The following is a 21,265-nucleotide window of genomic DNA, read 5'->3' on the forward strand; positions in this document are numbered from 1 at the left end:
GAACCCAATCGGTGAGCAGCCCTTTCTCAGATCGGCGCCGAAGGCGACGATCCTGGCCGCCCCCCGCGGGGGCGGCCATTCCGTTGGGGGGCAAATGCCGCTGCAGTGTGGCGGCCCGACTAATTGCTCAGGCTCCTAGGGGCCTTTCCGGCCGATTTTGAGGGCATCGGCGTGCCCGTCCCGCCGCCTGCATCCCTCTCCCGGCCACCCATGGCCAGGATCTCTTGTCCTAAAACGGAGCTCCAGGCAACCACGGCCCAGGGTGGGGGGAGGGGGGCCGGAACCCGGCATTCCTCGTCGAGGAATCCCCGAAGTTATCCCCAGGGCTTTCACCGCTCGATGTCCTTACTCCGTCGTATATGTCTTATCGTTCAATCTTAAGTCAGACGATTCGTCATATACAAACGACACAGAGCGGCCTATTCACTTGTTCATGACTTATCCACAGCCGGTAGACCTTTTTGCTGACATATGAGATAATAAGGACATGAACCCCCATCGCGTCAGACTCAAGCTGCCCAACGGAGCCGAGCTCGAGGTCGAAGGCGACGCGGAATTCGTGCGCCAGGAGCGCGAGGAGTTCGTGCTGCGCCAGACGCCCCTGGCCGGCGGCGCCGCGGAGGGCCCGCGGCGCGAACCGCGGGTCGAGTGGAACGCGGTGGTGGAGGCCAAGAGCGGGGGCCTGACCTTGCGCGGCAAGATCCAGGGCGGCGACAAGGCGGGCAAGGACGCTTGTCTGGTGCTCCTGATGGCATCGGAACGGCTCCTCAGCCAGCCCAAGCCCACGGCGACCATGGTGGCCAAGTGGCTGCGGGCGTCGGGGTATCCTATAGGGCGCATGGACCGGACCCTGCAGGACGCGATAGCGCAGGGCGAGCTGCTGTCATCGGGCTCGCGCCGGTCGCGGCGGTACGAGCTCACGGCCACGGGCAAGATCAAGGCCCTGTTATTGGCCGAACAGCTGACGGCGACGGTGCTGGGCAAGCGGGCTTAACGGCAACGGATCGGGGGCTCGAATGACGGCCATTATGGCGGCCCCGCGCTTTCGATAGACCTGGAGCTTGGCGGCCTTGCGGCCGCCGGACGGCCTCACGGGGGACCTGAAAACAACGAACGATTTCATCCAACGCCCTGTTTGCATTACTATTGATAATATTTATTATGTTACTTCTGGAATGGGTTCGGCTGATGCAGGCCCAGCGACAGTCTCACGCAACTTCGAGCGATTTATCTCGTATGGATAACGTATTTTAACGCCAAACGTCACGGTTTGTGAGATATTCTAAATTAGCAGTCGAAGCCCCCCTGGAAGTTCCGGGAAATCTGGGCGGAACTCGGCTGCGCCGGCCGAAAATCAGCCAAAAAGTAGGCAAGAATCGGAGGATCCTGGGCAGAATCCGGAGGGCCGAAAAAACCATGAAAGGCCCAGGGCCGGGGTACCTCCGGATCGGCCGAACGGCCGAAAAAACCACCAAAGGCGGCCGGAAACTTGGCAGGTTTTTCGGGACCCGGCGACCGGGACCCGGCGATCGGGATCCGGCACGCCAAAAAAACCACCTCAGGCCCTAGGGTAAGCGGTCCAAAAAACCAGCCAAGATCCGGGCGACTTCCGGGAAATCAGGGAAGGCCGAAAACACCATGAAAGACCAGGGACCAGAGCAGCCAAGTTTTCGGGGATCCCGGGGCACCCGAAAAAACCACCTCGGGAACCAGGGGCTGGAGGCCGAAAAACCAGGCAAGAAATCGCCCGGCTCCGGAGGATCCGGGGGCCGCGAAAAAGACTACGGAAGGAAAAAAGGGTCGGGAGGGGTCGAACCGAAAAAACCATCGAAGACCCCGGGATCGGGAGCCGGTCCGCGGGATCGGAAAAAACACCGAACGGCGGAGCTCAAAAACGGAAGGAAAAACCCTGAGGTGGTTTTTTCGGTTTTACGCGGAGGGAGGAAGGGGAGGGACGGGAGGCAGGAAAAGGCCGACGCCGATCGCGGCGTAGCCGCCGATCAGCAGGAAGGGAGAGGCCATCGCGGGCAGGTTGCGGCCCTGGGCGTCGGCGAAGGAGAGAAGGACGAATCCGGCGATCACGAGGACTCCCCCCGCCCCGGCGAGCAGCTTCCCGTGGGGCGAGAGCGGCTCCGACGGGAGCGGCGGAGCGGGACGATCCTTCTTCATGGTGTTTTTGTTTTTCGCCACGCTAGAGTTCCCCCCTCGTCAGGTCCTCGTACGTCTCCCTTCGTCTCGCCAGGCGCGCCTTCCCCCCGTCCAGAAGCACCTCGGCGGCGCGCGGACGGGAGTTGTACTGGCTGCTCATGGCGAAGCCGTAGGCGCCGGCCTTCAGCACGGCGAGGAGGTCCCCCCTTTCGAGCGGAGGGAGCGGCCTTTGGCGCGCGAGGAAGTCCCCCGACTCGCAGACGGGACCCACGACGTCCGCCATGGTCTTTTTCCCGCGGCGGGGCGCGACGACCTCGACGGGATGCCAGGCGTCGTACAGCGCCGGGCGCGGGAGGTCCGTCATAGCCCCGTCGACGATGACGAAGCGGCGCTTCGAGGTGAGCTTGCGGTAGAGCACTTTCGTGAGCAGCAGCCCCGCGTCGGCGACGAGATAGCGCCCCGGCTCGACGAGGAGCTCGAGCTCCGGCTGCCCCGCGAACGCCGCTTCCAGGGTCCTCACGAGGGCGCGCGGGTCCAGAGGGATCTCGTCCTTGTAGGTGATGCCCAGGCCACCGCCCAGGTCGACGAAATCGAGCCGTATGCCACGCCTCTTCAGAAGGGCCGCCAGAGCCGCCACGGCGGCCGCGGAGCGCCTGTAGGGCTCCAGGGAGGTGATCTGCGAGCCGATGTGGCACTGGAGGCCCGTGACGCGCAGGCGGCGGTCCTGGGCCGCGCGCCGGTAGAGGGCCAGGGCTTCCTTGGTCTCCACGCCGAACTTGTTTTCGGCTCGCCCCGTGGTGATGTGCGGGTGCGTCCTCGCGTTGACGTCGGGATTCAGGCGGATGGAGACGGGCGCCCTCTTCTTCAGGCGGCCCGCGACGCGGGCCAGGGCGTCCAGCTCCTCGGAGGACTCGACGTTGAAGGCCTTCACGCCGGCGCGCAGGCCCGCCGCCATCTCCTCCTCGGTCTTGCCGACGCCCGAGAACACGACGCGCGCGGGCGCGAACCCCGCGCGCAAGGCGCGGACGAGCTCCCCTCCGGAGACGATGTCCGCGCCGGCGCCTTCGCGCGCGAGCACCGAGGCGACGGCCCTGCTCGAGTTGGCCTTCAGCGCGTAGCAGACGAGCACGGGGCGGGTGAAGGCCCCCCGCAGGGCGCGGTAGCGGTCCCGTACGACGGCGGCGTCGTAGACGTACAGGGGCGTGCCGTAGCGGCGCGCGAGCGCCGCAAGACCCTTCACTTCTTCTTCGCCGCGGCGGCGGCCGCCGCCTTCTCGGCTTTCTCGGCGGCCTTGCGCGCCTTCTCGGCGGCGGCGTCGGCGGCCTTCTTGAGGGCGCCGGCGCGGCGCGTGGCCTCGCGCAGGGCCGCGGTGGCCTTCGCGTCGCCGGGCGCGGCCTTCAGCGCCGCCTCCCACGCCGCGCGCGCCTCCTCCCACTTGCCCAGCTTCTGGGCGGCCATGGCGAGGCCCGTCGGGGCGCGCTGGGGATCGAGGCCGGGGAGTTCGCTGACGCCGACCGCGACGAAGTGGTCGTAGGCTTCCTGGTACTTGCCCGCCTCGAGCGCGATCTGGCCGAGGTAGAACTCCGAGCGCCGCGCGTAGTCTCCGCCCTGCGCCTTGAGCTGGGCGAAGGAGCCCGCCGCCCGGTCGACGAGCTTGCCGCCCCACAGGCTCAGGCCGAGGTTCTCCTCGATGAGGGGGTCGGAGGGATCCTGGAACTTCAGGCGCTCGTACTCGCCGACGGCCTCGTTGAACAGCCCCATCCGGTAGTACAGCTTCGCGGTCAGCATCCGGACTTCCTTGTCCTCCGGGTAGTGGCGCAGGAAGCGCTTGTACTCGGTCAGCGCGAACGGGAACAGCCCCTCCTCCTGGTACATGATGCCGAGGCAGTAGAAGATGCGCGGATCGAGCGCGCCGAGGTCGCGCGCCTCCTCGAGGTCGCCGATCGCCTCGACGTAGGAGTCCTTGCCCTTCTCGAACTTCAGCGTCCCCAGCTCGACGAGCGCCGAGATGTCCTGAGGGTTCGCCTTGAGCCTTTCCTGCGCCGCCTGGATCTTGCTCGCGACCTGCGGCGGCGGCGGGAAATCCGCGTTGTGCCGGGGCAGGGGCTTCTCCCGCAGCATGAACGCCAGCGCCGTGAACAGCACGACGATGGAGGCGGCGGCCGTGAGGGCCGCGCCCCACGGGCTCAGCCAGCCGCCGGCCAAGGGCCAGGGGCTCTTGACCGGCTTCAGGCGGACTTCGTCGACGACCTTGTGGGTCACCCCTCGTCCTCCGGGGACAGGATCTGGCCGAGCGTCAGGGGCGGCGGGGCCTTCATGTACTGCGCGACGCGCTTGCGGTCCTTGATCTCGTTGAAGCGGGCCAGCGAGACGCGGACCTCGAACGCCTGCGAGTCGATGCCGGTGACGATGCCGGTGGCCTCGTCTCCGATGTTGTAGATCACGTCGGCGTCGCACTCCGCGGCGGGCGCGAAGGCGACGGTCTTCGGGTCGACCTGGAAGCGCACGCCGTGGGCGCCGACCTCCGTGATCTTGCCGGTCACCGTGGACTTGGGCGCGAACTTCTTGCGCATCGCGTCCGACGGGTTCGGCTGGAGCTGCTTGATGCCGAGATAGACGGGGTCTCCCGGCTTGTCCGGTTTCGAGAGCACCTTGACCTTCAGCTTCTGGCCGCGCTCGAAAGCTCCGGGCTTGGCGACGCCCCAGGCCATGTCGGCGGGGCGGACCGTGCCCTCGAGCCCGCCGATATCGATGAGAAGACCATCGGCCGACACCCGCACGATGCGGCCGATGCGGATCTCGCCGCCCCGCAGCTCCTCCATTATCTTGATCTTGCGCTTGCCGGCCTCGTCCTCGAGGACCGCCTTGCGCGAGAGCACGAGTTGGCGCTTGGACTGGTTGACCTCGATGACGATGCAGCGCACGCCGGTGCCGATCATCTTCTCGGGCTGGCGCACGGGGCGCAGGTCCGCGAGCGACGCCGGGAGGAACGCCTGGACGCCCTGCACGTCGACGATGAAGCCGCCCTTGACGGAGGACTTCACGATGCCGCGCACGCGCTGCTTCTCCGCGTGGGCCTTGATCGCCATCTCCCAGCCGAGCTCGGTCTTCGCCTTCAGGTGCGACAGGACCACGTGGCCGGCCTTGTCGCGGCCGCCGAGCTTGATGACGGGGACGCGCTGGCCGGCCTGGGGCGCGGGCGACTTGGGCGCGGAGAGGTCCTCGACGAACTCGACGAGCGGCACGGCGCCCTCGTTCTTCTCGCCCACGTCGACGAGCACCGAGTCCTTGGTCAGCGTGATGACCTTGACCCAGGCGACCTTGCGGTCGGCGAGCTTGTCCACCGTGGCCGACTGCTGAGCGAGAAGGGACTCCATAGTCTCGCCGCCGGTCTCGGCGGCGGAATCGCCCTCCTCGGGCTCCGCGGCCTCCCAGGCCTTCGCGTTCAAGTTCGTGTTCTGATCCATATGTACGCCTCCTCGTTTATCGCTAAAGCGAATAAATTCTTTCCATCAAATCCTTCGCGTACGCCAGGCCGGTCTCCCGGTCCTCCGACTTCGGCGGCGCCAGCGGCGCGCCGATCCGCACTTCGAGCGGGAATCTCCGGGGAAATTCGGCCGTGCCGAGCACGTGGATCGGCACGACGGGCGCGCCCGTGCGCGCTGACAGGAACGACACCCCGGCCTTCGGCGCGCGCCTCTCCCCGGGCTTGACGCGCGTGCCCTCCGGGTAGATGAACAGCGCCCCGCCCTTGCCGAGGACCTCGAGGGCGGCCCGCATCGCCGACGTCGCGTCGCCCTGGCGGTCGATCGGGAACGAGCCGGTGCCCCGCAGCCACCAGCCGAGGACCGGCTTCTCGAACAGCTCCTTCTTGCCGATGCCGAAGGGCCGGCGCCGGGACGAGACCGCCACGGCCACCAGCGGCGGATCGACGAGGCTCACGTGATTGGGCGAGAGGATGACCGGCCCCTCGAGAGGGATGTTCTCCAGGCCCGTCACCTTGATGCCCCAGATCGAGCCGAGGACCGCTCTCACGACGTCCTCGGACAGCACCCGCATCGGGAAGTTGGCGTCGGCGGGGTTCATCTTCCATGGCCGTTCGCCTTCGCGCCTCTGCGGATGCGGCGCAGGATCTTCTCGGCGACCTCGTGCATGGTCAGCTTCGTCGAGTCGATGACCAGCGCGTCGGGCGCCTGCTTCAAAGGGTTGATCTCGCGCTTGAGGTCGTTGAGGTCGCGCTTGAGGATCGCGGCGAGGATCTTGTCGCGGTCGGCCTCCTGGCCGGCGGCCTTGAGCTGCCGGTAGCGGCGGTCGGCGCGCTCCTCGGGGCTGGCGTCGAGGTAGATCTTCACGTCGGCGTCGGGGAACACGTTCGTCGTGATGTCCCGCCCCTCCATGACGATCGAGCCGCCCTCGCCCAGCTCGCGCTGGAGCTTGGACAGGAACCTGCGGACGCCGGGGTTCCCGGCCACGAGGGAGGAATTGACGCTCACGCGCTCTTCCCGGATCTGCAAAGTGACCCCGGTGCCGTCGATGAAGGTCTTCAGGGTGGTGCCGCCCTCTTCGACGGGCTTGAATTCCCATCGAAGGCTCTTCGCCAGCGCGAGCACCCTTTCGTTGTCGTTCAGGTCGAGGCCGTCCTCGAGCGCCCTCCAGGTCAAGGCGCGGTACATCTCCCCCGTGTTGATGAACTTGTAGCCGAGGCTCTTCGCGACGAGGTTGCCGACGGTGGACTTGCCCACCCCGGCGGGGCCGTCCATCGCGATGACGAGCCCCTTGCGCTTCGTCACGCGGGCACCTTCGCGAGGACGTTTTTAAGGGCGACGAACAAGGCCTTGTTCTGACCAGGCGTCCCGATCGAGACGCGGACGTGGTGCGGAAGGCCGTACTCGTCGAGCGGCCGGATGATGACGCCCTGGCGCAGCAGGGACTTGAACAGCTCCCGGCCCGGCAGCGGCGAGCGCGCGAAGACGAAATTGGTGGCCGACTCCCCGACGCCGAAGCCGAGCTCGCCGAGCATGCGCGCGACGACGACGCGCTGGGCGTCGTTGGCCGTCACCGCGCGCCGGACGAAGGCGTCGTCCTTGAGCGCCTCGAGGCAGGCGCGCTGGGCGGGGAGGTTCACGTTGAACGGCATGCGGATGCGGTCGAGCCAGCCGGTGATCTCGGGATCGGCGACGCCGTAGCCGACGCGCAGGCCGGCGAGGCCGTAGGCCTTGGAGAAGGTGCGCATCACGACGAGGTTCTCGTGCTCGCGGACGAGGCCGGGAAGGCTCTTCGGATAGCCCGGGATCTCCTCCGCGTACTGGTAGTAGGCCTCGTCGAGGACGACGAGGGCGGTCTTCGGCACGGCGGCGAGGAGCTCCGACACCTCGTCGAGCGTGTTGTAGGTCCCGGTCGGGTTGTTGGGATTGGCGACGAAGACGAGCTTCGTGCGGGGGCTCGCGGCCTTGGCCATCAGCGTCAGGTCGTGCGTCCAGTCCGTCATCGGCACCTCGATGACGCGCGCGCCCATCATCGAGGCCTGCTGCTTGAAGCGGATGAAGGCGTGCTGGGAGACGACGACCTCGTCCTCGGGGTCGAGGAAGGCCTCGCACAGGAGGCGGATGATCTCATCGGAGCCGTTGCCGACGAGGACCGACTCCGGCTCGACCTGGTGGAAGCGGGCGATGCCCTCGCGCAGCTCGGGGCTCGTGCCCTCGGGATACAGCGCGCAGGACTTCTCCGCCTTGCGGTAGGCCGCCATCGCGCGCGGCGAGGCGCCGAGGGGGTTCTCGTTGGAGGCGAGCTTGACCACGGACTTCAGCCCCAGCTCGCGCTGGACCGAGGCGATCGACTTGCCGGGCTGGTAAGGGAACACGTCGCGCAGGGCGCGGCGGGGCGCGATCATGCGGGCCTCCGGTCGAGCGACAGGAAAGCGAGCATGCGGGCCCCGTCTTTCTGGCGTCGGAAGGAATGGTACGAGTCCTCGTTCGACAGCGTGCAGGGCGCCGCCGGGCCGATCATGCGCGCGGGCACCCCGGCGGCCTCGAGCTGGCGCCGGGCGTCGGCGTCGAGGTCAAGGAAAACGTCGCTGCCGTTCCTCCGGAAGGAGGCGGCCGGGAAGGAGTTCTCCAGGTCCTCTCCCACCTTGTAGACGTCGGCGCTGATGTGCGGTCCGAACGCCGCCTGCAGCCGCGACGCCTTCGCTCCGCGCTCGACGAGGGCCGCCACCGCCTTTCCGGGCATCCCCGCGGCCATGCCTTTCCAGCCCGCGTGGAAGACTCCGGCGTACTTGCCGTCGTCGGTCCAGAGATAGAGCGGCATGCAGTCCGCGACGTAGACGGCGACGCACAGACCTTCGTCCCCGGGGCCCATGGTCCATCCATCGCCTTCGAGACCGTTCGCTGAATGGGCCGCGCGATGGATGACGGTGCCGTGGACTTGCTTCAACAGCAACGGATCGGGCAGCTCGAGAACGGCGGACGCCGCGACCCGCTGGGACGATTCTTTCATGGAACCCATGCGGCGCGTGGTGAACCCATGCTTCAGGCCCAAGGCAAAAAGCCGCGGCTCGAGGAGAAAACCATCCTTCTCGATCCAGGCGCCGGCGGCGATAGCCGAGTTAGACAGGAGCCTTCTCCTGAGGAGCGGCGATCTTCGCCTTCATCGCCGGCGTCCTTCGCAGGGGCCTGACCCACTTCGTAAAGCTCGAAGGCTTCAAAGAGTATTCATGCACCATGCGCACGACCTCGCTGGTCGGCTGGAAGGTCTCCCACTTGATGCGCAGGATGCGCACGCCCGCCTGCTCCATCTCGCCGATGAACTGGTCGTAGTTCTCCTTCAGCATGCGCAGGTAGTCGAGGCTGACCGCCGACTCCATCATGCGGCCGCGGGAGTTGATGCGCTTGATCGCGGTCTCCGGGCTGCAGTCGAGGTAGATCATGATCTGCGGGAACACCAGCTCGCGCAGGACCATGTTGTCGAAGAGGTCCAGGTAGGTGTTGTAGTCCATGTCCGTGATGATCTTGTCGGGATGCTGGTTGAGCATGCGCGCGAAGATCGTGTCCTCCCAGATCGTGCGGTCCTGGACGACGCCGCGGATCTTGCCGAGGCTGATGCGCGTGACGAACTCCCGGTGCTGGCGGAAGCGGTGGTTGAGCAGCCACACCTGCATCATGGTGCCGTACTGCTTCATGTCCCCGTAGAAGGGCTCCAGATAAGGGTTGCCGTCCACTTCCTCGAGGATGGGCTCGAAGTTCAGCGCGTTGGCGAGGTCCTGCGTCAGCGTGGATTTCCCGACGCCGATGGTTCCCGCGATCCCGATGTAGCCTTCTGCGAACATGGTGAAAAACCTCTCTTAGGCCGGCTTGATTTCCTGCTCGATGCCCCGCAGCGCCAGCTTCAAGTCGTCCGGGCTCGACGCGGCGGACAGGACCTCGGCCTCGGTGGCGAGGCCGTCCTTGAACAGCTTGACGAGCGACTGGTTGAAGGTGATCATCCCGTAGAACTGGCCCTTCTGCAGGGCCTGGACGATCTCGATGGCCTTGTTGTCCTCGATCTGCTTGCGGACGTGGGGCGTGTTGATGAGGATCTCCACGCCCGGAACCCGGCCGCCCTTGGTCGACGGCAGCAGGCGCTGGCTGACGATCGCGCGCAGGCTCTCCGCGAGCTGGATGCGGATCAGCGGCTGCTGGTGCGGCGGGAAGAGGTCGACGATGCGGCCGATGGTCTGGATCGCGTCCGTCGTGTGCAGGGTGCCGAACACGAGGTGGCCGGTGAGCGCGGCCGTCAGCGCCGCCTGGGTCGTCTCCAGGTCGCGCATCTCGCCGATCAGGATGACGTCCGGGTCCTGGCGCATCGCCATCTTGAGGCCGTCGGTGTAGGTCGCCGTGTCCTCGCCGATCTCGCGCTGGCTGATGATCGCCTTCTTGTCCTTGTGCACGAACTCGATCGGGTCCTCGATCGTGATGATGTGCTCGGCGCGGTTCTCGTTGATGTAGTCGATCATCGCCGCGAGAGTCGAGGACTTGCCGGCGCCCGTGATGCCCGTGACGAGCACGAGCCCGCGGCTGTTGTCGGAGATCTTCTTGAGCGTCGCGACCGGCAGACGCAGGTCCTGCAGGGTCGGGATCTGGGTCGTGATGAAGCGCACCGCGAGGCAGAGCCGCTGACGCTGCTTGTACGCGTTGACGCGGAAGCGCGCGACCTCTCCCGCCTGGAACGAGAAGTCGCACTCGCCCCGCTCGTCGAAGGTCTTCTGCGCGCGCGGAGGCGCGACCTGCTTGAGCATGGCCTCGACCTGGTCGGGCGGTATCGCGTCCGGGCCGGCCTGGATGAGCTCTCCATCGACGCGGATGTAAGCCGGCCCGCCGGCGCGGACGTGGAGGTCGCTGCCGTGCTTGTTGACGAGGACCTGGAGCAGTTCTTGCAGGGTCATTAGCGGAGTTTCCTCACTTTCATGCGCAGGTAGGCGGGCTTGGTCCAGCGGTCCGTCTCGTTGAGGTTCTTGAGCAGCTGCGCGTCCGACGGCTCCTCGGCCAGCGGCGCGGGCCGCAGGCCGGCCGCGCGGCCGCCCGCCGGGCGGAACGCCGCGCGGGAGCGCTTGGACGGGAAGCCCGTCGCGATCACGGTCACGCGGATCGCGTCTCCGAGGGACTCGTTGTACACGTTGCCCATCTTGAAATTGACCTCGGGGCTCGCCGTGCCCTGGATCGTCGCGACGATCTCCTCGATCTCGGCGGTCTTCAGCGTGGCCTGGCGGCCGGCGATGTTGACGATGAGGCCCTTCGCGCCGTCGATGACGACGTTCTCGAGCAGCGGGGAGCTCATCGCCTCGCGCGCCGCGCTCAGCGCGCGGCCGGGGCCCGAGGCCTCGCCGATGCCGATCAGCGCCTCGCCCGCGTCCTTCATGACCGCGCGCAGGTCGTTCATGTCGAGGTTGATGAGCCCGGGGACGGTGATCAGGTCCGAGATGGACTGCACCGACTTGCGCAGGACGTCGTCGGCCACGCGGAAGGCCTGGTCGTGGTTGGTCTCGGCGTCGATGACGTCGAAGAGGCGCTGGTTCGGGATGACGAGCAAAGTGTCCACCGACTGGCGCATCTCCTGGATGCCCTGCTCGGCGATGGACGCGCGGCGCAGGCCTTCGAAGTCGAACGGGCGCGTGACGATGCCGACGGTCAGCGCGCCGAGCTCCTTGGCCAGGCGCGCGACGACGGGCCCGCCGCCGGTGCCGGTGCCGCCGCCCATGCCGGTGGTCACGAAAACCATGTCCGCGCCCTGAAGGACCTCGCGCAGCTGGCCCTCGCTCTCGAGCGCCGCCGCGCGGCCCTTCGACGAGTCGCCGCCGACGCCGAGGCCGCGCGCCGACTGCTCTCCGAGCTGGATGTTGACGTGCGCCTGGCACTTGCGCAGGACCTGCGCGTCCGAGTTCGCGGCGATGAGCTCGGTGCCCGCCAGGCCGGACTCGACCATGCGGTTGATCGCGTTGCAGCCGGCGCCGCCGACGCCCACCACCTTGATGACGGTGCGCTTCTCGTCGAAATCTTCCGCGAGCTGTATCCTCAGAAAAGCTCCTGGAGCACCGCGGAGATCCTGCGCATCCACAGCGGCTTCTGACGCTTGACCGCGCGGCCGTCGGTCGCCCCCCAGCGGGGCTGCGAGCCGTAGAGCAGGAGGCCGAGGGCGGTGGAGTAGACGGGCGACAGCCACTTCTCTTCCGTCGTATGCACCATGTCGGGATGCGGCACGCCGTGGCGCACGGGCACGCCGAGGATCTGGTGCGCGGCCTCTATCGTGCCGCGCATCAGCGAGCCGCCGCCGGTGAGGATCGCGCCGCCCGGGGCGACGACGTCCGCATAGGAGGAGTTCTGCAGGTCCTCGGCCACGACGGAGAAGATCTCCTCGACGCGCGGCAGGATGATCCCCATCATGGTGCTCGTTTTTATGCGCAGCGGCGTGCGGCCGTCGATGCCGTGGCAGTCGACGTCGGCGTCGCCGTTGAGCAAGGAGGGGTGCGCGATGCCGTGCTCGATCTTGATGCGGTCCGCCGTCGCGATCGAGGTCTTCAGGCCGACGGCGAGGTCGCGCGTGATGAAGTCGGAGCCGATCGGGATCTCCTTCGAGTACTTGATCGCGCCCTCGCAGTACACGCCGATCGAGAGCGACTGGCCGCCGAGGTCGATCAGCACGCTGCCGAGCTCCTTCTCCTCGGGCGTCACGAGCAGCTCGCCCGCGGCGAGCAGGCCGTACACGGGCTCCACGACCTGGAAGCCCGCCTGACCGACGGTCTTCATGATGTTGTTGAGGTGCGCGCTCGAGGCGGTCACGATGTGGACGTCGACCTCGAGGAGCGAGGCCTCCATGCCGACGGGGTGCGGCACGCCGCGCTGGCGGTCGAGGGAGAAGCCCTGAGGCACGACGTGGAGTATCTCCCGGTCGGAGGAAAGAGGGATGGCCTTCGTGCTGCCGACGACGGAGTCCACGTCGGCCGCCGTGATCTCGCGGTCGGTGCGGGCGATGTTGAACGCGCCGCGGTTGTTGAAGGACTGGAGGTGGCTGCCGCGCACGCCGAGCCAGACCTGGGACACGGTGGCGCCGACGGCCGCCTCCGCCTCCTCGACGGCCCGCGTCGCCGCGGCGGCCGCCTCTAGAATATTGATGACGACGCCGCCTTTCACGCCGCGGCACACCACGCTGGCGCCGCCGAGCACCTTGACCGTGCCGGTCGCGGCGTCGGGCGCGCCGATCAGGCAGGTGATGCGGCCGCTGCCGACGTCCAGTCCCGCCACCAGCTCCTGCTTCGTCTGCCTCTTCATCATCTCAGATTCCCCATCTGCGCCGCGGCCGGCTTGAGAAGGACCTTCCCGTCCTCGAACCAGCGCAGGTCCGCGGAAAAAGCGCCGGGCTCCTTCGAACGCGCGTCGGCGACGGCCTCGGACAGGCGCGAGAGCTTCTCGCGCGTCCACTCGAGGCGTCCCCACAGGACCTTCGTCCCGTCGGCCAAGGTCGCCTCCCAGCCGTCCTCGGGCGAGCTGTAGGCCATCCCGGTCAGCGCCGCCGGGAAGGAGCCCGAGGCGGCGAGGACCGGCCATTCGCGGGCGAGCGCCGACAGCTCGCCGGCGGAGGCGCCCGCGACCTCGACCGAGGGGCCCGTCAGCATGAAGGCGCCCTCGGGCGCGGCGAACACCGTGCCGTCGTCGGCCAGGTAGCCGGCGGGCTTGCCGCGGCGCGTGGCGGCGGCGACCGCGCGGCGGACGACGAGCGTCAAGGTCGCGGTCTTCTCCGTCCAGCCGCGGCGGACGCGGACGTCCGAGACCGACGGGAACTTCGCCTTGAGCGCCTCGGCCTTGTCGCCGGCGGTGCCGGGCTGCGCGTCGGCCGCGGCCTGCGCCAGCGAGCGCAGAGGCTCGGGGCCCTCGACGAGCGCGGCGTCGTCGACGGCCGCGGCGGCGGCGGACGGAAGGCGGAGGTCGGCCGCGAGCTTGCGGACCGTGACGAAGGCGACGCCGCCGAGGGCCGCGACGGCGAAGAACGCGGCGGCGGCGCGGACGCGGCGGGCTTTGTCCTTCGGCCGGGCGACGACGCGGTAGCGGCGGCGGGCCGGGAAGTTATTCACCGACGACCCTCATCTCGAGCTCGAGCTTCACGCCGCTTTCCGCGCGGACCCGCTCCGAGATGAGGTCGACGAGAGCGAGGACATCGGAGGCCTTGGCCCCGGCGAAGTTCTCGATGAAGTTGGCGTGCATCGGGGAGACGCGGGCGCCGCCGACGGCATGGCCCTTGAGGCCGGATCGCTCGATCATCTGCGCGGCGAAAAGACCGGGTGGATTTTTAAAAGTGGAGCCAACATTAAAGGTATGGATGGGCTGGGTCTGCAAACGCTTCTGCTGCTGACGGGCGACGACGGCCATTATATCAGCTTTGACCCCGCGCTTCAACCGGAGCAGGGCCGATAAAACGAGCGATTTTCCTAGATTACTAGAACGATAATCGAAGACCAGGCCGGACCGGGGGATCACGGCCGGGCGGCCCGCGGCGTCGAGCGTTTCGACCTCCTCCACGAAGGGCCCGATCTCCCCCTCGCGCGTGCCGGCGTTCATCACGAGCGCCCCGCCCACGCAGCCGGGCACGCCCACGATCGGCTCGAGCCCGGACAGGCCGTTCTCCGCGCAGCTCACGACCAGCTGCGGCACGCGGACGGCCGCGCCGGCGCGCACGAGGCCGGGGCCCGGGAACTCGACGCGCTCGAAGTCGCCGCCGAGAGCCAGCACCAGCCCGCGGATGCCGCCGTCGCGCACGAGCAGGTTCGAGCCCCAGCCGAGGAAGAACACCGGGACGCCAGCGGCCCTCGCGACGCGCAGGGACGCGAACGCCTGCTCGCGGGTCTTCGCGGTCACGAACGCGTCGGCCGGGCCGCCGATCTTGAAGCTGGTGCGGCGGGACAGCGGCTCGTCGCGCAGCGGCGACAACCCCGCGCGCTCGAGCTCCCCGATCCAGTCCATGGCTCTTTTTACCATTTTAAGACCACGACGGCTGAACCACGAAGACACGAAGTCACGAAGAACGGCAACGGATGAAGAGTTAACGGCAAAAATCGTTCGCCGTTGACTTTCTCTCCGTTTTCTTTGTGTCTTGGTGGTTCATTCTTTTTCCCGTTCGCGGCCGTTATTAATGCGTAACGCGGTTATGCTATTCTGGCCGCCATGGACGGAGCCTGGGTCGATCGTCTCGAACGCCGTCTCGGTTTTCTGGCCGTTCCGGGGCTTCCCGGACTCCTGACCGCGATGACGGCCGCGTCCGCGCTGTTCGCGGCCTCCAAGCCCGAGTTCGTCGGCGCGCTGGCGCTCGACCCGGAGGCGCTGCTCCGCGGCCAGGTCTGGCGCGCGCTCACCTTCCTGATCGTCCCCCCGCGCTCGAGCCTGCTCTGGATGCTGCTCTGGCTCGCGATGATCTTCGCGGTGCTCAGCGCGCTGGAGGCGGCGTGGGGCGAGTTCAAGCTCACCGTCTTCCTCGCGATCGGCGTGGTCATGTCGACGGCCGCGGCGCTGCTGACCGGCGCCCCCGGGGACAACGGGCCCGTCCATCTGGCGAACTTCCTCGCCTTCGCGCGCCTCGCTCCGGACCGCGAGGTCCTCGTGATGTTCGTCCTCCCGGTCAAGCTCCGCTGGATCGCCGCGGTCGCCGCCGCGCTGACCGCGATCCAGCTCCTCGGCGGCGACGTCGGCTCCCGCGTGCGGCTGCTCGCCGGGCTGTCCGCCTATCTCCTCTACTTCGCCCCGGGCCATTGGCTGGACATCAAGCACGCCTGGCGGCGGCGGGGCCTGTGACGGGGGCCCTGCTCCTCGCCGCGCTGCTCGCCGCGCCCGCGAGCGCCGCCTCGGTCAAGCTGTTCGCGTTCGACGCGAAGGGCGACGCCCTCGACGCCGAGGGCCTGGCCCGGCGGCTGTCGCGCGCCGACGAGAAGACCCCGGACCTCGAGAGGCTCCCCCTCTGGGCCGTCTCGTCCGACGGCAAGACCCCGCGGCAGCGCGTGAAGCTGTCGCAGCAGGGCAAGCTCGTGATCGGCAGCTGGGACAAGGCCGAGCGCGCCTCCCTCGAGCTCGTCTGGCCCGTCGACGAGGACGGCTACAACGCGGTCGGCGCCGACAAGGGCGGCGCGGGCTTCGGCGACGGCGAGCTCGTGTTCCTCGACGAGGAGATCGCCGTCACGCAGTACGCGCGCTTCAAGGACTCCTGGAAGCGCCGCCTCAGCGACTGGCAGCCCCTCTACAAGCCCGGTAAGAAGGCCAAGCAGCTCGCCGAGGACGCGAAGGACGCGATGGCCGAGGCCGCGCGCCAGAAAGAGACGCCCGCGCGCGTCAAGGCGTACCACAAGGCTCTGCAGGCGACCGCGCTCGCGTGGGAGAAGATGCTCTTCGAGCACGGCCTTCAGCACGCGCTCGACGAGCGCCGCGCGCCGGGACTGCGCTTCGGCCTGACGCTCGACGAGAACCTGCTCAAGCGCCTCGACGACCTGGACTGGATCGCCGAGGCCGTGCGCCGCTCCGGCGCGGACTGGGTGCGCCTCGTGTTCCGCGCGAACCCCGCCGACTTCCTTTATTCGTCGCTGCGCTCGTTCAACGAGTACGACGGCGTCGTCGAGGAGCTGGCGAAGAACAAGGTCAAGGTCATGGGCTGCGTGCTCGACGCGACGCAGTGGCCCAAGACCCTGACGCCCGAGCTGTACGCCGAGCGCACGAAGAACCTGGTGCTCCACTACCGCGGCAAGATCCCGAGCTGGGAGGTCGGCACCGAGCTCAACGGCGACTGGATCGGGGGCGCCTCGGCGCCCTTCACCCCGGAGCAGGTCTACCGCACGTACACCGCGGGCGTCAACAAGGTCAAGGAGCTCGATCCCGAGCTCGAGACCGTCGCGACGCTCTACGCGTGGGAGGAGACCGCGCCCGATCAGGAGCACGCTCTGTCGGGCTGGATCCCGACGCAGGTCAAGCGCGGCTTCGGGCGCAACCTCGACGTCGTCGGGCTCAGCATCCAGCCCGAGGAGAACCCCCTCGGCATGGGCTTCGAGCGCGCCTTCGACGCGACGGGCGAGGCGCTGCCGCGGCAGAAGCTGATGGTCTCCAGCCTCGGCTACGTCGAGAAGGAGGAGCTCAAGGGCTACTGGTGGCTCGCCCCCGACGACGCCGACGGCGCGCGCAAGGACATCGCCATCCTCTACACGACCGCCTCCTGCGCGATGCCACGCTCGCTGTGCGGCGGCTTCTGGTGGCAGACGCTCGACCAGATGCTCCCCCCCGGACGGCGCAAGGCCACCGACCTCTACAAGGTCTGGCGCCGCACCCTCGACCAGCTCGGCCGGCGCGAAGACAAGGACTGACGCGTTCTTGAAAGCGTGACGCGCCCGTCTCGGGCGCGTCGCAGCGGATTGCTACCTTGAGCGCATGAGAGCGCTCTTCATCCACCCCAGCTGCCTGATGCATTCCGAGATCTACCTCCGGCTCGAGCCGCTGGGCATCGAGCTCGTGGCCGAGGCGGCGCGCCGCGCGGGCCACGAGGTCCGCCTGATCGACCTCCAGGTGTTCGACCACGCCGCGCTCGAGCGCGAGCTCGTCCTGTGGGAGCCCGAGGCGGTGGGCTTCAGCCTGAACTACCTCGCGAACGTCCCCGAGGTGCTCGAGCTGGCCGCGAGGATCCGCGCGCTCCTGCCCTCCTGCTTCGTCTTCGCCGGCGGCCACAGCGCGTCGTTCACCGCGCGCGAGCTCCTCGCGCACGCGGACGGCGCGCTCGACTGCGTCGTGCGCGGCGAGGGCGAGGGCTCCGTGCCGCTCGTGCTCGAGGCCGCGGCCGGCAAGCGCGCGCTCGACACGGTGCCGGGAGCGGTCTCCGCCTCGGGCGTCGGGCCTCCGCCGAAGTTCGTCGACGACCTCGACGCGCTGTCGCCCGCCCGCGACCTCACGCGCCGGCGGTCGCGCTACTTCATCGGCTCGCTCGACCCGTGCGCGTCGGTCGAGCTCGCGCGCGGCTGCCCGTGGGACTGCGCGTTCTGCAGCGCGTGGACCTTCTACGGCCGCAGCTACCGCACGATCTCCCCGGCGCGCGCGGCGGCCGACATCGCGTCGGTGCGCGAGCCCGGCGTGTTCATCGTCGACGACGTCGCCTTCGTGCACCCGGAGCACGGCATGGCCGTGGGCAAGGAGGTCGAGCGGCTCGGCGTCCATAAGCAGTACTACCTCGAGACGCGCGCCGACGTCCTGCTGCGCAACAAGGAGGTCTTCCGGTATTGGCGCAAACTCGGCCTGCGCTACATGTTCATCGGGCTCGAGGCGATCGACGAGGAGGGGCTCAGGGCGCACCGCAAGCGCGTGAGCCTCGGCATGAACGAGGAGGCGCTGGAGTTCGCGCGGTCGCTCGACGTGCGCGTCGCGGTCAACGTGATCGCCGACCCCGACTGGGACGAGCGCCGCTTCGCGATCGTGCGCGAGTGGGCGGCCTCGGTGCCGGAGATCGTGCACCTGACGGTGAACACGCCGTACCCGGGCACCGAGACCTGGCTGACCGAGCGCCGTCGCCTCACGACGCTCGACTACCTGCTCTTCGACGTGCAGCACGCGGTGCTGCCGACGCGCCTGCCGCTGGAGAAGTTCTACGCGGAGCTGGTGGCGACTCAGGCGGTGCTGAACCGCAAGCATCTCGGGTGGCGGACGCTCAAGGGCGCGGCGTTCACCGCGGCCGAGTGCCTGTCGCGCGGGCAGACGAACTTCGTGCGCATGCTGTTCAAGTTCTCGAGCGTCTACAACGCCGAGCGCCAGGCCGCCGAGCACGCGCGCCGCGCGCGCTTCCTGATGACCCCGCCCGACGCGGCCGGCCCTCGAGCCGGGAGGAGCCTGTACGTCCACGCTCCCCTTTGACCGCGCCCTTTAGGTATAATGATCCTTCTACCGAGCCGGTAGCTCAGGGGTAGAGCATGTGCCTTTTAAGCATGGGGTCGTGGGTTCGATTCCCACCCGGCTCACGTTTTCGTTTTTCGCCTCCATCGTCTAACGGTTAGGACGCGGCCCTTTCAAGGCTGAAACAGGGGTTCGATTCCCCTTGGGGGCATATTTTTTGCCCGGTTGGATTCCGCCCCCAAGGGGGCCGGCCGAAAGGCCGGCCCCGTCTTTTTTTCCTTACATCGGCGCCATGGTCCGAGAGAGTCCCTCCATCCTACACTTAAGCGACGGAGGTGGACCATGAGATCCCCGATGAAGCCGTTGACGGCTTTTCTGCTGGCCGCGACCGCGGCGCTGGCCGCTCCCCGCGCGAGCGCGCAGTGCGTGACGGCCTCGACCGCCTTCAAGAACAACGCGTTCGCCTCGCAGGCCGGGTCGTTCACCGCGCGCTTCACGGCCGCGCCGTCCGCGGCCAAGATCGACGGCGTGACCGGCCTGTCGCGGGGCGCCGCGACGGGCTTCTCGAGCCTCGCCGTCGCCGTGCGCTTCAACAACGCCGGCTACCTCGACGCGCGCAGCGGCGGAACGTACGCGGCCGACGCGTCGATCCCTTACACGGCCGGCGCCGTCTACGGGTTCCGCCTCGCCGTGGACATGGCCGCCAAGCGCTACTCCGTGTGGGTCACGCCTCCCGGAGGCTCGGAGCGCTCCCTGGCGACGAACTTCGCCTTCCGGACGGAGCAGGCCGGCGTCGCCGTCCTCGACAACTGGGCGCTGACCGCCACCTCGGGCAGCCACCAGGCCTGCGCCTTCGCGCTCGGCGGCGGCGACACGGCCCCGCCCACGGCGGCGATCACGGCGCCCGCCGCGGGATCCACGGTCTCCGGCGCCGTCACCCTCTCGGCCTCGGCCTCCGACAACGTCGGCGTGGCGGGCGTGCAGTTCCAGGCGGACGGGGCCAACGTCGGCGCCGAGGCGACGCGGGCGCCCTACGCGGCGGCCTGGAACACCGGCGCGGTCTCCAACGCGCCCCACGTCCTCACGGCGATCGCGCGGGACGCGGCGGGCAACAAAGGGACCAGCCCGGCGGTGACCGTCGCCGTCAACAACGCCGCTCCGCCGCCGTCGTCGTGCGTCGCCGTCGGCGCGGCGTGGAAGGGAGCCGCTTTCCCGGCGCAGAGCGCGGCCTTCGTCGCGAGCTTCGACGCCGTCCCGGGCGCCGCGAAGATGGACGGCGTGACCGGCCTCTCCCTCGGCACGGCCGCGGACTACTCCAAGCTCGCCGCCGCGGTCCGCTTCAACAACGCGGGCTACATCGACGCGCGCGCCGGCTCCGTCTACGCCGCGGCGGCTCCGATCGCGTACTCGGCGGGGATGAAGTATCACTTCCGTCTCGCCGTGGATCCCGTCGCGCGCCGCTACTCGGCGTACGTGACCCCTCCCGGAGCGTCCGAGCTCCTCATCGGGCGGGACCACGCCTTCCGCACCGAGCAGGCCTTCGTCCTGGGTCTCGACCACTGGGGGTCCTCCGCCAGCTCCGGCTCGCAGCAGGTCTGCTCGTTCTCGGTCGCCGGCGCCCCGGCGCCGGTCCTCGACACGACCCCGCCGACGGCGGCCTTCACCGCTCCGGCGGCCGGCGCCACGGTCGCCGGCACGGTCGCGCTCTCGGCGTCGGCCTCGGACAACATCGGGGTGGCCGGCGTGCAGTTCAAGGTCGACGGCGCCAACCTGGGGGCCGAGCTCCTCCAGCCGCCTTATACGCTGGCGTGGAACAGCGCCGCGTCGGCCAACGGGACGCGCACGCTGAGCGCGACGGCCCGGGACGCGGCGGGCAACCGGGGGACCGCCTCGATCTCCGTGACGGTCAACAACCCGCCGCCGGCGAACCTCGCCGCGGACCGGTTCGGGATCAAGAAGCTCTACGCGTCGGCCTCCGGCGGGAAGGATTGGGTCTCGACGTGGGACAACGGCAAGGCGCGCACGTTCTCCTCGGGGCAGGCCGACCCGTACGACCCCTGGTTCCGCGGCCGGGGCAACGCCACCTACAGCGCCGACGGGAAAGGCGTGTTCGCGATGTCGGGCTCGGTCCCGCGCATGTACATCCACGACCCGCAGCTGACGTCGAGCTGGCGCAACGTGGAGTCGACGGTGTACGCGTACCGCGTCGCCGACAGCGGCACCGCGTACGGCGGCATCGTCCATCACACGCGCACGAACCACAGCGCCTACGGGGCCTCCGAGACGGTCAACGGCTGCGACAGCCGCGGCAACGGCGCCCGCTTCCGGTACGACGGGCACATCGACTTCGAGAAGGAGACGAAGCATCCCGCCTCGTCGCCGACCAAGAACAAGGCGATGTGGTCGACGCTCCCGTACCGGACCTGGATCGGCTACAAGCTGGTGGTGTACGACCTGCCCAACGGCAACGTCAAGCTCGAGAACTACATGGACCTGACCGACGGCGCCAACGGCGGGACCTGGGTCAAGGTCAACGAGCTCGAGGACAACGGCCAGAACTTCGGGGTCGGAGGCACGCCCTGCAAGTCGGGCATCGACCCCGCGCTGCGCCTGACCAACAGCGACGCGCGCCCCGGCTCCGAGACCGGCCGCCCCAACATCGCGGTGTATTTCCGCAGCGACAACGTCGGCACGAACGGGCTGCTGTACAAGAAGATGAGCGTCCGGGAGATCTCCGCGCCCTGAGC

19 protein-coding genes and 2 tRNA genes are annotated in these 21,265 nt (G+C 68.6%); 7 read left to right on the forward strand and 14 right to left on the reverse strand.

All coding sequences use genetic code 11. The features are described from left to right. The first annotated feature begins 487 nt into the window (after positions 1-487). A complete protein-coding gene (locus HYV14_17345; GenBank protein MBI2387755.1) occupies positions 488-994 on the forward strand; it encodes a hypothetical protein in 507 nt (168 codons plus the stop codon). Positions 995-1,929: 935 nt separating this feature from the next. On the opposite strand, the gene HYV14_17350 is transcribed toward HYV14_17345, so the two are convergent. From HYV14_17350 to murB, 14 genes are all read right to left on the reverse strand, one after another. Beyond that, positions 1,930-2,190: a hypothetical protein gene (locus tag HYV14_17350; GenBank protein MBI2387756.1), complete on the reverse strand. Its 261-nt coding sequence runs from the start codon at positions 2,188-2,190 to the stop codon at positions 1,930-1,932. Between the two features lies 1 nt (position 2,191). Beyond that, positions 2,192-3,388, reverse strand: coding sequence for a diaminopimelate decarboxylase (lysA, locus tag HYV14_17355; protein ID MBI2387757.1), 1,197 nt, complete (start codon positions 3,386-3,388; stop codon positions 2,192-2,194). Then, positions 3,385-4,410, reverse strand: coding sequence for a tetratricopeptide repeat protein (locus HYV14_17360; protein MBI2387758.1), 1,026 nt, complete (start codon positions 4,408-4,410; stop codon positions 3,385-3,387). The genes lysA and HYV14_17360 overlap by 4 nt, the downstream gene beginning before the upstream one ends. Beyond that, positions 4,407-5,615, reverse strand: coding sequence for a S1 RNA-binding domain-containing protein (locus HYV14_17365; GenBank protein MBI2387759.1), 1,209 nt, complete (start codon positions 5,613-5,615; stop codon positions 4,407-4,409). The genes HYV14_17360 and HYV14_17365 overlap by 4 nt, the downstream gene beginning before the upstream one ends. A gap of 22 nt (positions 5,616-5,637) precedes the next feature. Next, the gene (locus tag HYV14_17370; protein ID MBI2387760.1) at positions 5,638-6,234 is read right to left on the reverse strand and encodes a 1-acyl-sn-glycerol-3-phosphate acyltransferase; all 597 of its coding nucleotides are present in this window, start codon (positions 6,232-6,234) and stop codon (positions 5,638-5,640) included. Next, positions 6,231-6,938, reverse strand: coding sequence for a (d)CMP kinase (locus tag HYV14_17375; GenBank protein MBI2387761.1), 708 nt, complete (start codon positions 6,936-6,938; stop codon positions 6,231-6,233). The genes HYV14_17370 and HYV14_17375 overlap by 4 nt, the downstream gene beginning before the upstream one ends. Then, positions 6,935-8,038 (reverse strand): histidinol-phosphate transaminase, encoded by a 1,104-nt coding sequence (locus tag HYV14_17380; GenBank protein ID MBI2387762.1) that lies wholly within the window; start codon positions 8,036-8,038, stop codon positions 6,935-6,937. Before HYV14_17380 ends, HYV14_17375 begins: the two co-directional genes overlap by 4 nt. Further along, positions 8,035-8,643 (reverse strand): polyphenol oxidase family protein, encoded by a 609-nt coding sequence (locus HYV14_17385; protein MBI2387763.1) that lies wholly within the window; start codon positions 8,641-8,643, stop codon positions 8,035-8,037. The genes HYV14_17380 and HYV14_17385 overlap by 4 nt, the downstream gene beginning before the upstream one ends. Positions 8,644-8,752: 109 nt before the next feature. Continuing rightward, complete coding sequence (locus tag HYV14_17390; protein ID MBI2387764.1) at positions 8,753-9,472, reverse strand: deoxynucleoside kinase; 720 nt, start codon at positions 9,470-9,472, stop codon at positions 8,753-8,755. A 15-nt stretch (positions 9,473-9,487) separates the two neighbouring features. Beyond that, positions 9,488-10,567, reverse strand: a complete 1,080-nt coding sequence (locus tag HYV14_17395; protein MBI2387765.1) for a type IV pilus twitching motility protein PilT — start codon at positions 10,565-10,567, stop codon at positions 9,488-9,490. Further along, a complete protein-coding gene (gene ftsZ / locus HYV14_17400) occupies positions 10,567-11,691 on the reverse strand; it encodes a cell division protein FtsZ (GenBank protein ID MBI2387766.1) in 1,125 nt (374 codons plus the stop codon). Before ftsZ ends, HYV14_17395 begins: the two co-directional genes overlap by 1 nt. Positions 11,692-11,693: 2 nt before the next feature. Next, entirely contained in the window at positions 11,694-12,947 is a 1,254-nt protein-coding gene (ftsA, locus tag HYV14_17405; GenBank protein ID MBI2387767.1) for a cell division protein FtsA, read from the reverse strand. After that, on the reverse strand, positions 12,947-13,747 hold the full coding sequence (locus HYV14_17410; protein MBI2387768.1) for a cell division protein FtsQ: 801 nt from the start codon (positions 13,745-13,747) through the stop codon (positions 12,947-12,949). Before HYV14_17410 ends, ftsA begins: the two co-directional genes overlap by 1 nt. Beyond that, positions 13,740-14,633 carry a UDP-N-acetylmuramate dehydrogenase gene (gene murB / locus HYV14_17415; GenBank protein ID MBI2387769.1) on the reverse strand — a complete coding sequence of 298 codons (894 nt, stop codon included), beginning with the start codon at positions 14,631-14,633 and terminating at the stop codon, positions 13,740-13,742. The genes HYV14_17410 and murB overlap by 8 nt, the downstream gene beginning before the upstream one ends. Before the next feature lie 201 nt (positions 14,634-14,834). Here murB and HYV14_17420 point away from each other — a divergent pair, with 201 nt between their 5' ends. From HYV14_17420 to HYV14_17445, 6 genes are all read left to right on the forward strand, one after another. Beyond that, the gene (locus HYV14_17420) at positions 14,835-15,458 is read left to right on the forward strand and encodes a hypothetical protein (protein MBI2387770.1); all 624 of its coding nucleotides are present in this window, start codon (positions 14,835-14,837) and stop codon (positions 15,456-15,458) included. Next, positions 15,455-17,008 (forward strand): hypothetical protein, encoded by a 1,554-nt coding sequence (locus HYV14_17425; GenBank protein ID MBI2387771.1) that lies wholly within the window; start codon positions 15,455-15,457, stop codon positions 17,006-17,008. Before HYV14_17420 ends, HYV14_17425 begins: the two co-directional genes overlap by 4 nt. 64 nt (positions 17,009-17,072) lie before the next feature. Next, positions 17,073-18,539 (forward strand): hopanoid C-3 methylase HpnR, encoded by a 1,467-nt coding sequence (gene hpnR, locus HYV14_17430; protein MBI2387772.1) that lies wholly within the window; start codon positions 17,073-17,075, stop codon positions 18,537-18,539. Between the two features lie 32 nt (positions 18,540-18,571). Further along, positions 18,572-18,643, forward strand: a tRNA-Lys gene (locus tag HYV14_17435). A 14-nt stretch (positions 18,644-18,657) separates the two neighbouring features. Beyond that, positions 18,658-18,729: transfer RNA gene (locus HYV14_17440), tRNA-Glu, on the forward strand. Between the two features lie 131 nt (positions 18,730-18,860). Then, on the forward strand, positions 18,861-21,263 hold the full coding sequence (locus HYV14_17445; GenBank protein MBI2387773.1) for an Ig-like domain-containing protein: 2,403 nt from the start codon (positions 18,861-18,863) through the stop codon (positions 21,261-21,263). Positions 21,264-21,265 lie beyond the last annotated feature (2 nt).

The sequence above is a fragment of the Elusimicrobiota bacterium genome, from assembly GCA_016182905.1.
Classification (GTDB): Bacteria; Elusimicrobiota; Elusimicrobia; order UBA1565; family UBA9628; genus GWA2-66-18.

What these genes read in the sequence shown, in the direction of transcription:
- HYV14_17345 (MBI2387755.1), top strand. Translation starts at nt 488, where the DNA reads ATGAACCCCCATCGCGTCAGACTCAAGCTGCCCAACGGAGCCGAGCTC.
- HYV14_17365 (MBI2387759.1), bottom strand. Translation starts at nt 5,615, where the DNA reads ATGGATCAGAACACGAACTTGAACGCGAAGGCCTGGGAGGCCGCGGAG.
- HYV14_17370 (MBI2387760.1), bottom strand. Translation starts at nt 6,234, where the DNA reads ATGAACCCCGCCGACGCCAACTTCCCGATGCGGGTGCTGTCCGAGGAC.
- HYV14_17380 (MBI2387762.1), bottom strand. Translation starts at nt 8,038, where the DNA reads ATGATCGCGCCCCGCCGCGCCCTGCGCGACGTGTTCCCTTACCAGCCC.
- HYV14_17385 (MBI2387763.1), bottom strand. Translation starts at nt 8,643, where the DNA reads ATGAAAGAATCGTCCCAGCGGGTCGCGGCGTCCGCCGTTCTCGAGCTG.
- HYV14_17390 (MBI2387764.1), bottom strand. Translation starts at nt 9,472, where the DNA reads ATGTTCGCAGAAGGCTACATCGGGATCGCGGGAACCATCGGCGTCGGG.
- HYV14_17395 (MBI2387765.1), bottom strand. Translation starts at nt 10,567, where the DNA reads ATGACCCTGCAAGAACTGCTCCAGGTCCTCGTCAACAAGCACGGCAGC.
- ftsA (MBI2387767.1), bottom strand. Translation starts at nt 12,947, where the DNA reads ATGAAGAGGCAGACGAAGCAGGAGCTGGTGGCGGGACTGGACGTCGGC.
- murB (MBI2387769.1), bottom strand. Translation starts at nt 14,633, where the DNA reads ATGGACTGGATCGGGGAGCTCGAGCGCGCGGGGTTGTCGCCGCTGCGC.
- HYV14_17420 (MBI2387770.1), top strand. Translation starts at nt 14,835, where the DNA reads ATGGACGGAGCCTGGGTCGATCGTCTCGAACGCCGTCTCGGTTTTCTG.
- hpnR (MBI2387772.1), top strand. Translation starts at nt 17,073, where the DNA reads ATGAGAGCGCTCTTCATCCACCCCAGCTGCCTGATGCATTCCGAGATC.
- HYV14_17445 (MBI2387773.1), top strand. Translation starts at nt 18,861, where the DNA reads ATGAGATCCCCGATGAAGCCGTTGACGGCTTTTCTGCTGGCCGCGACC.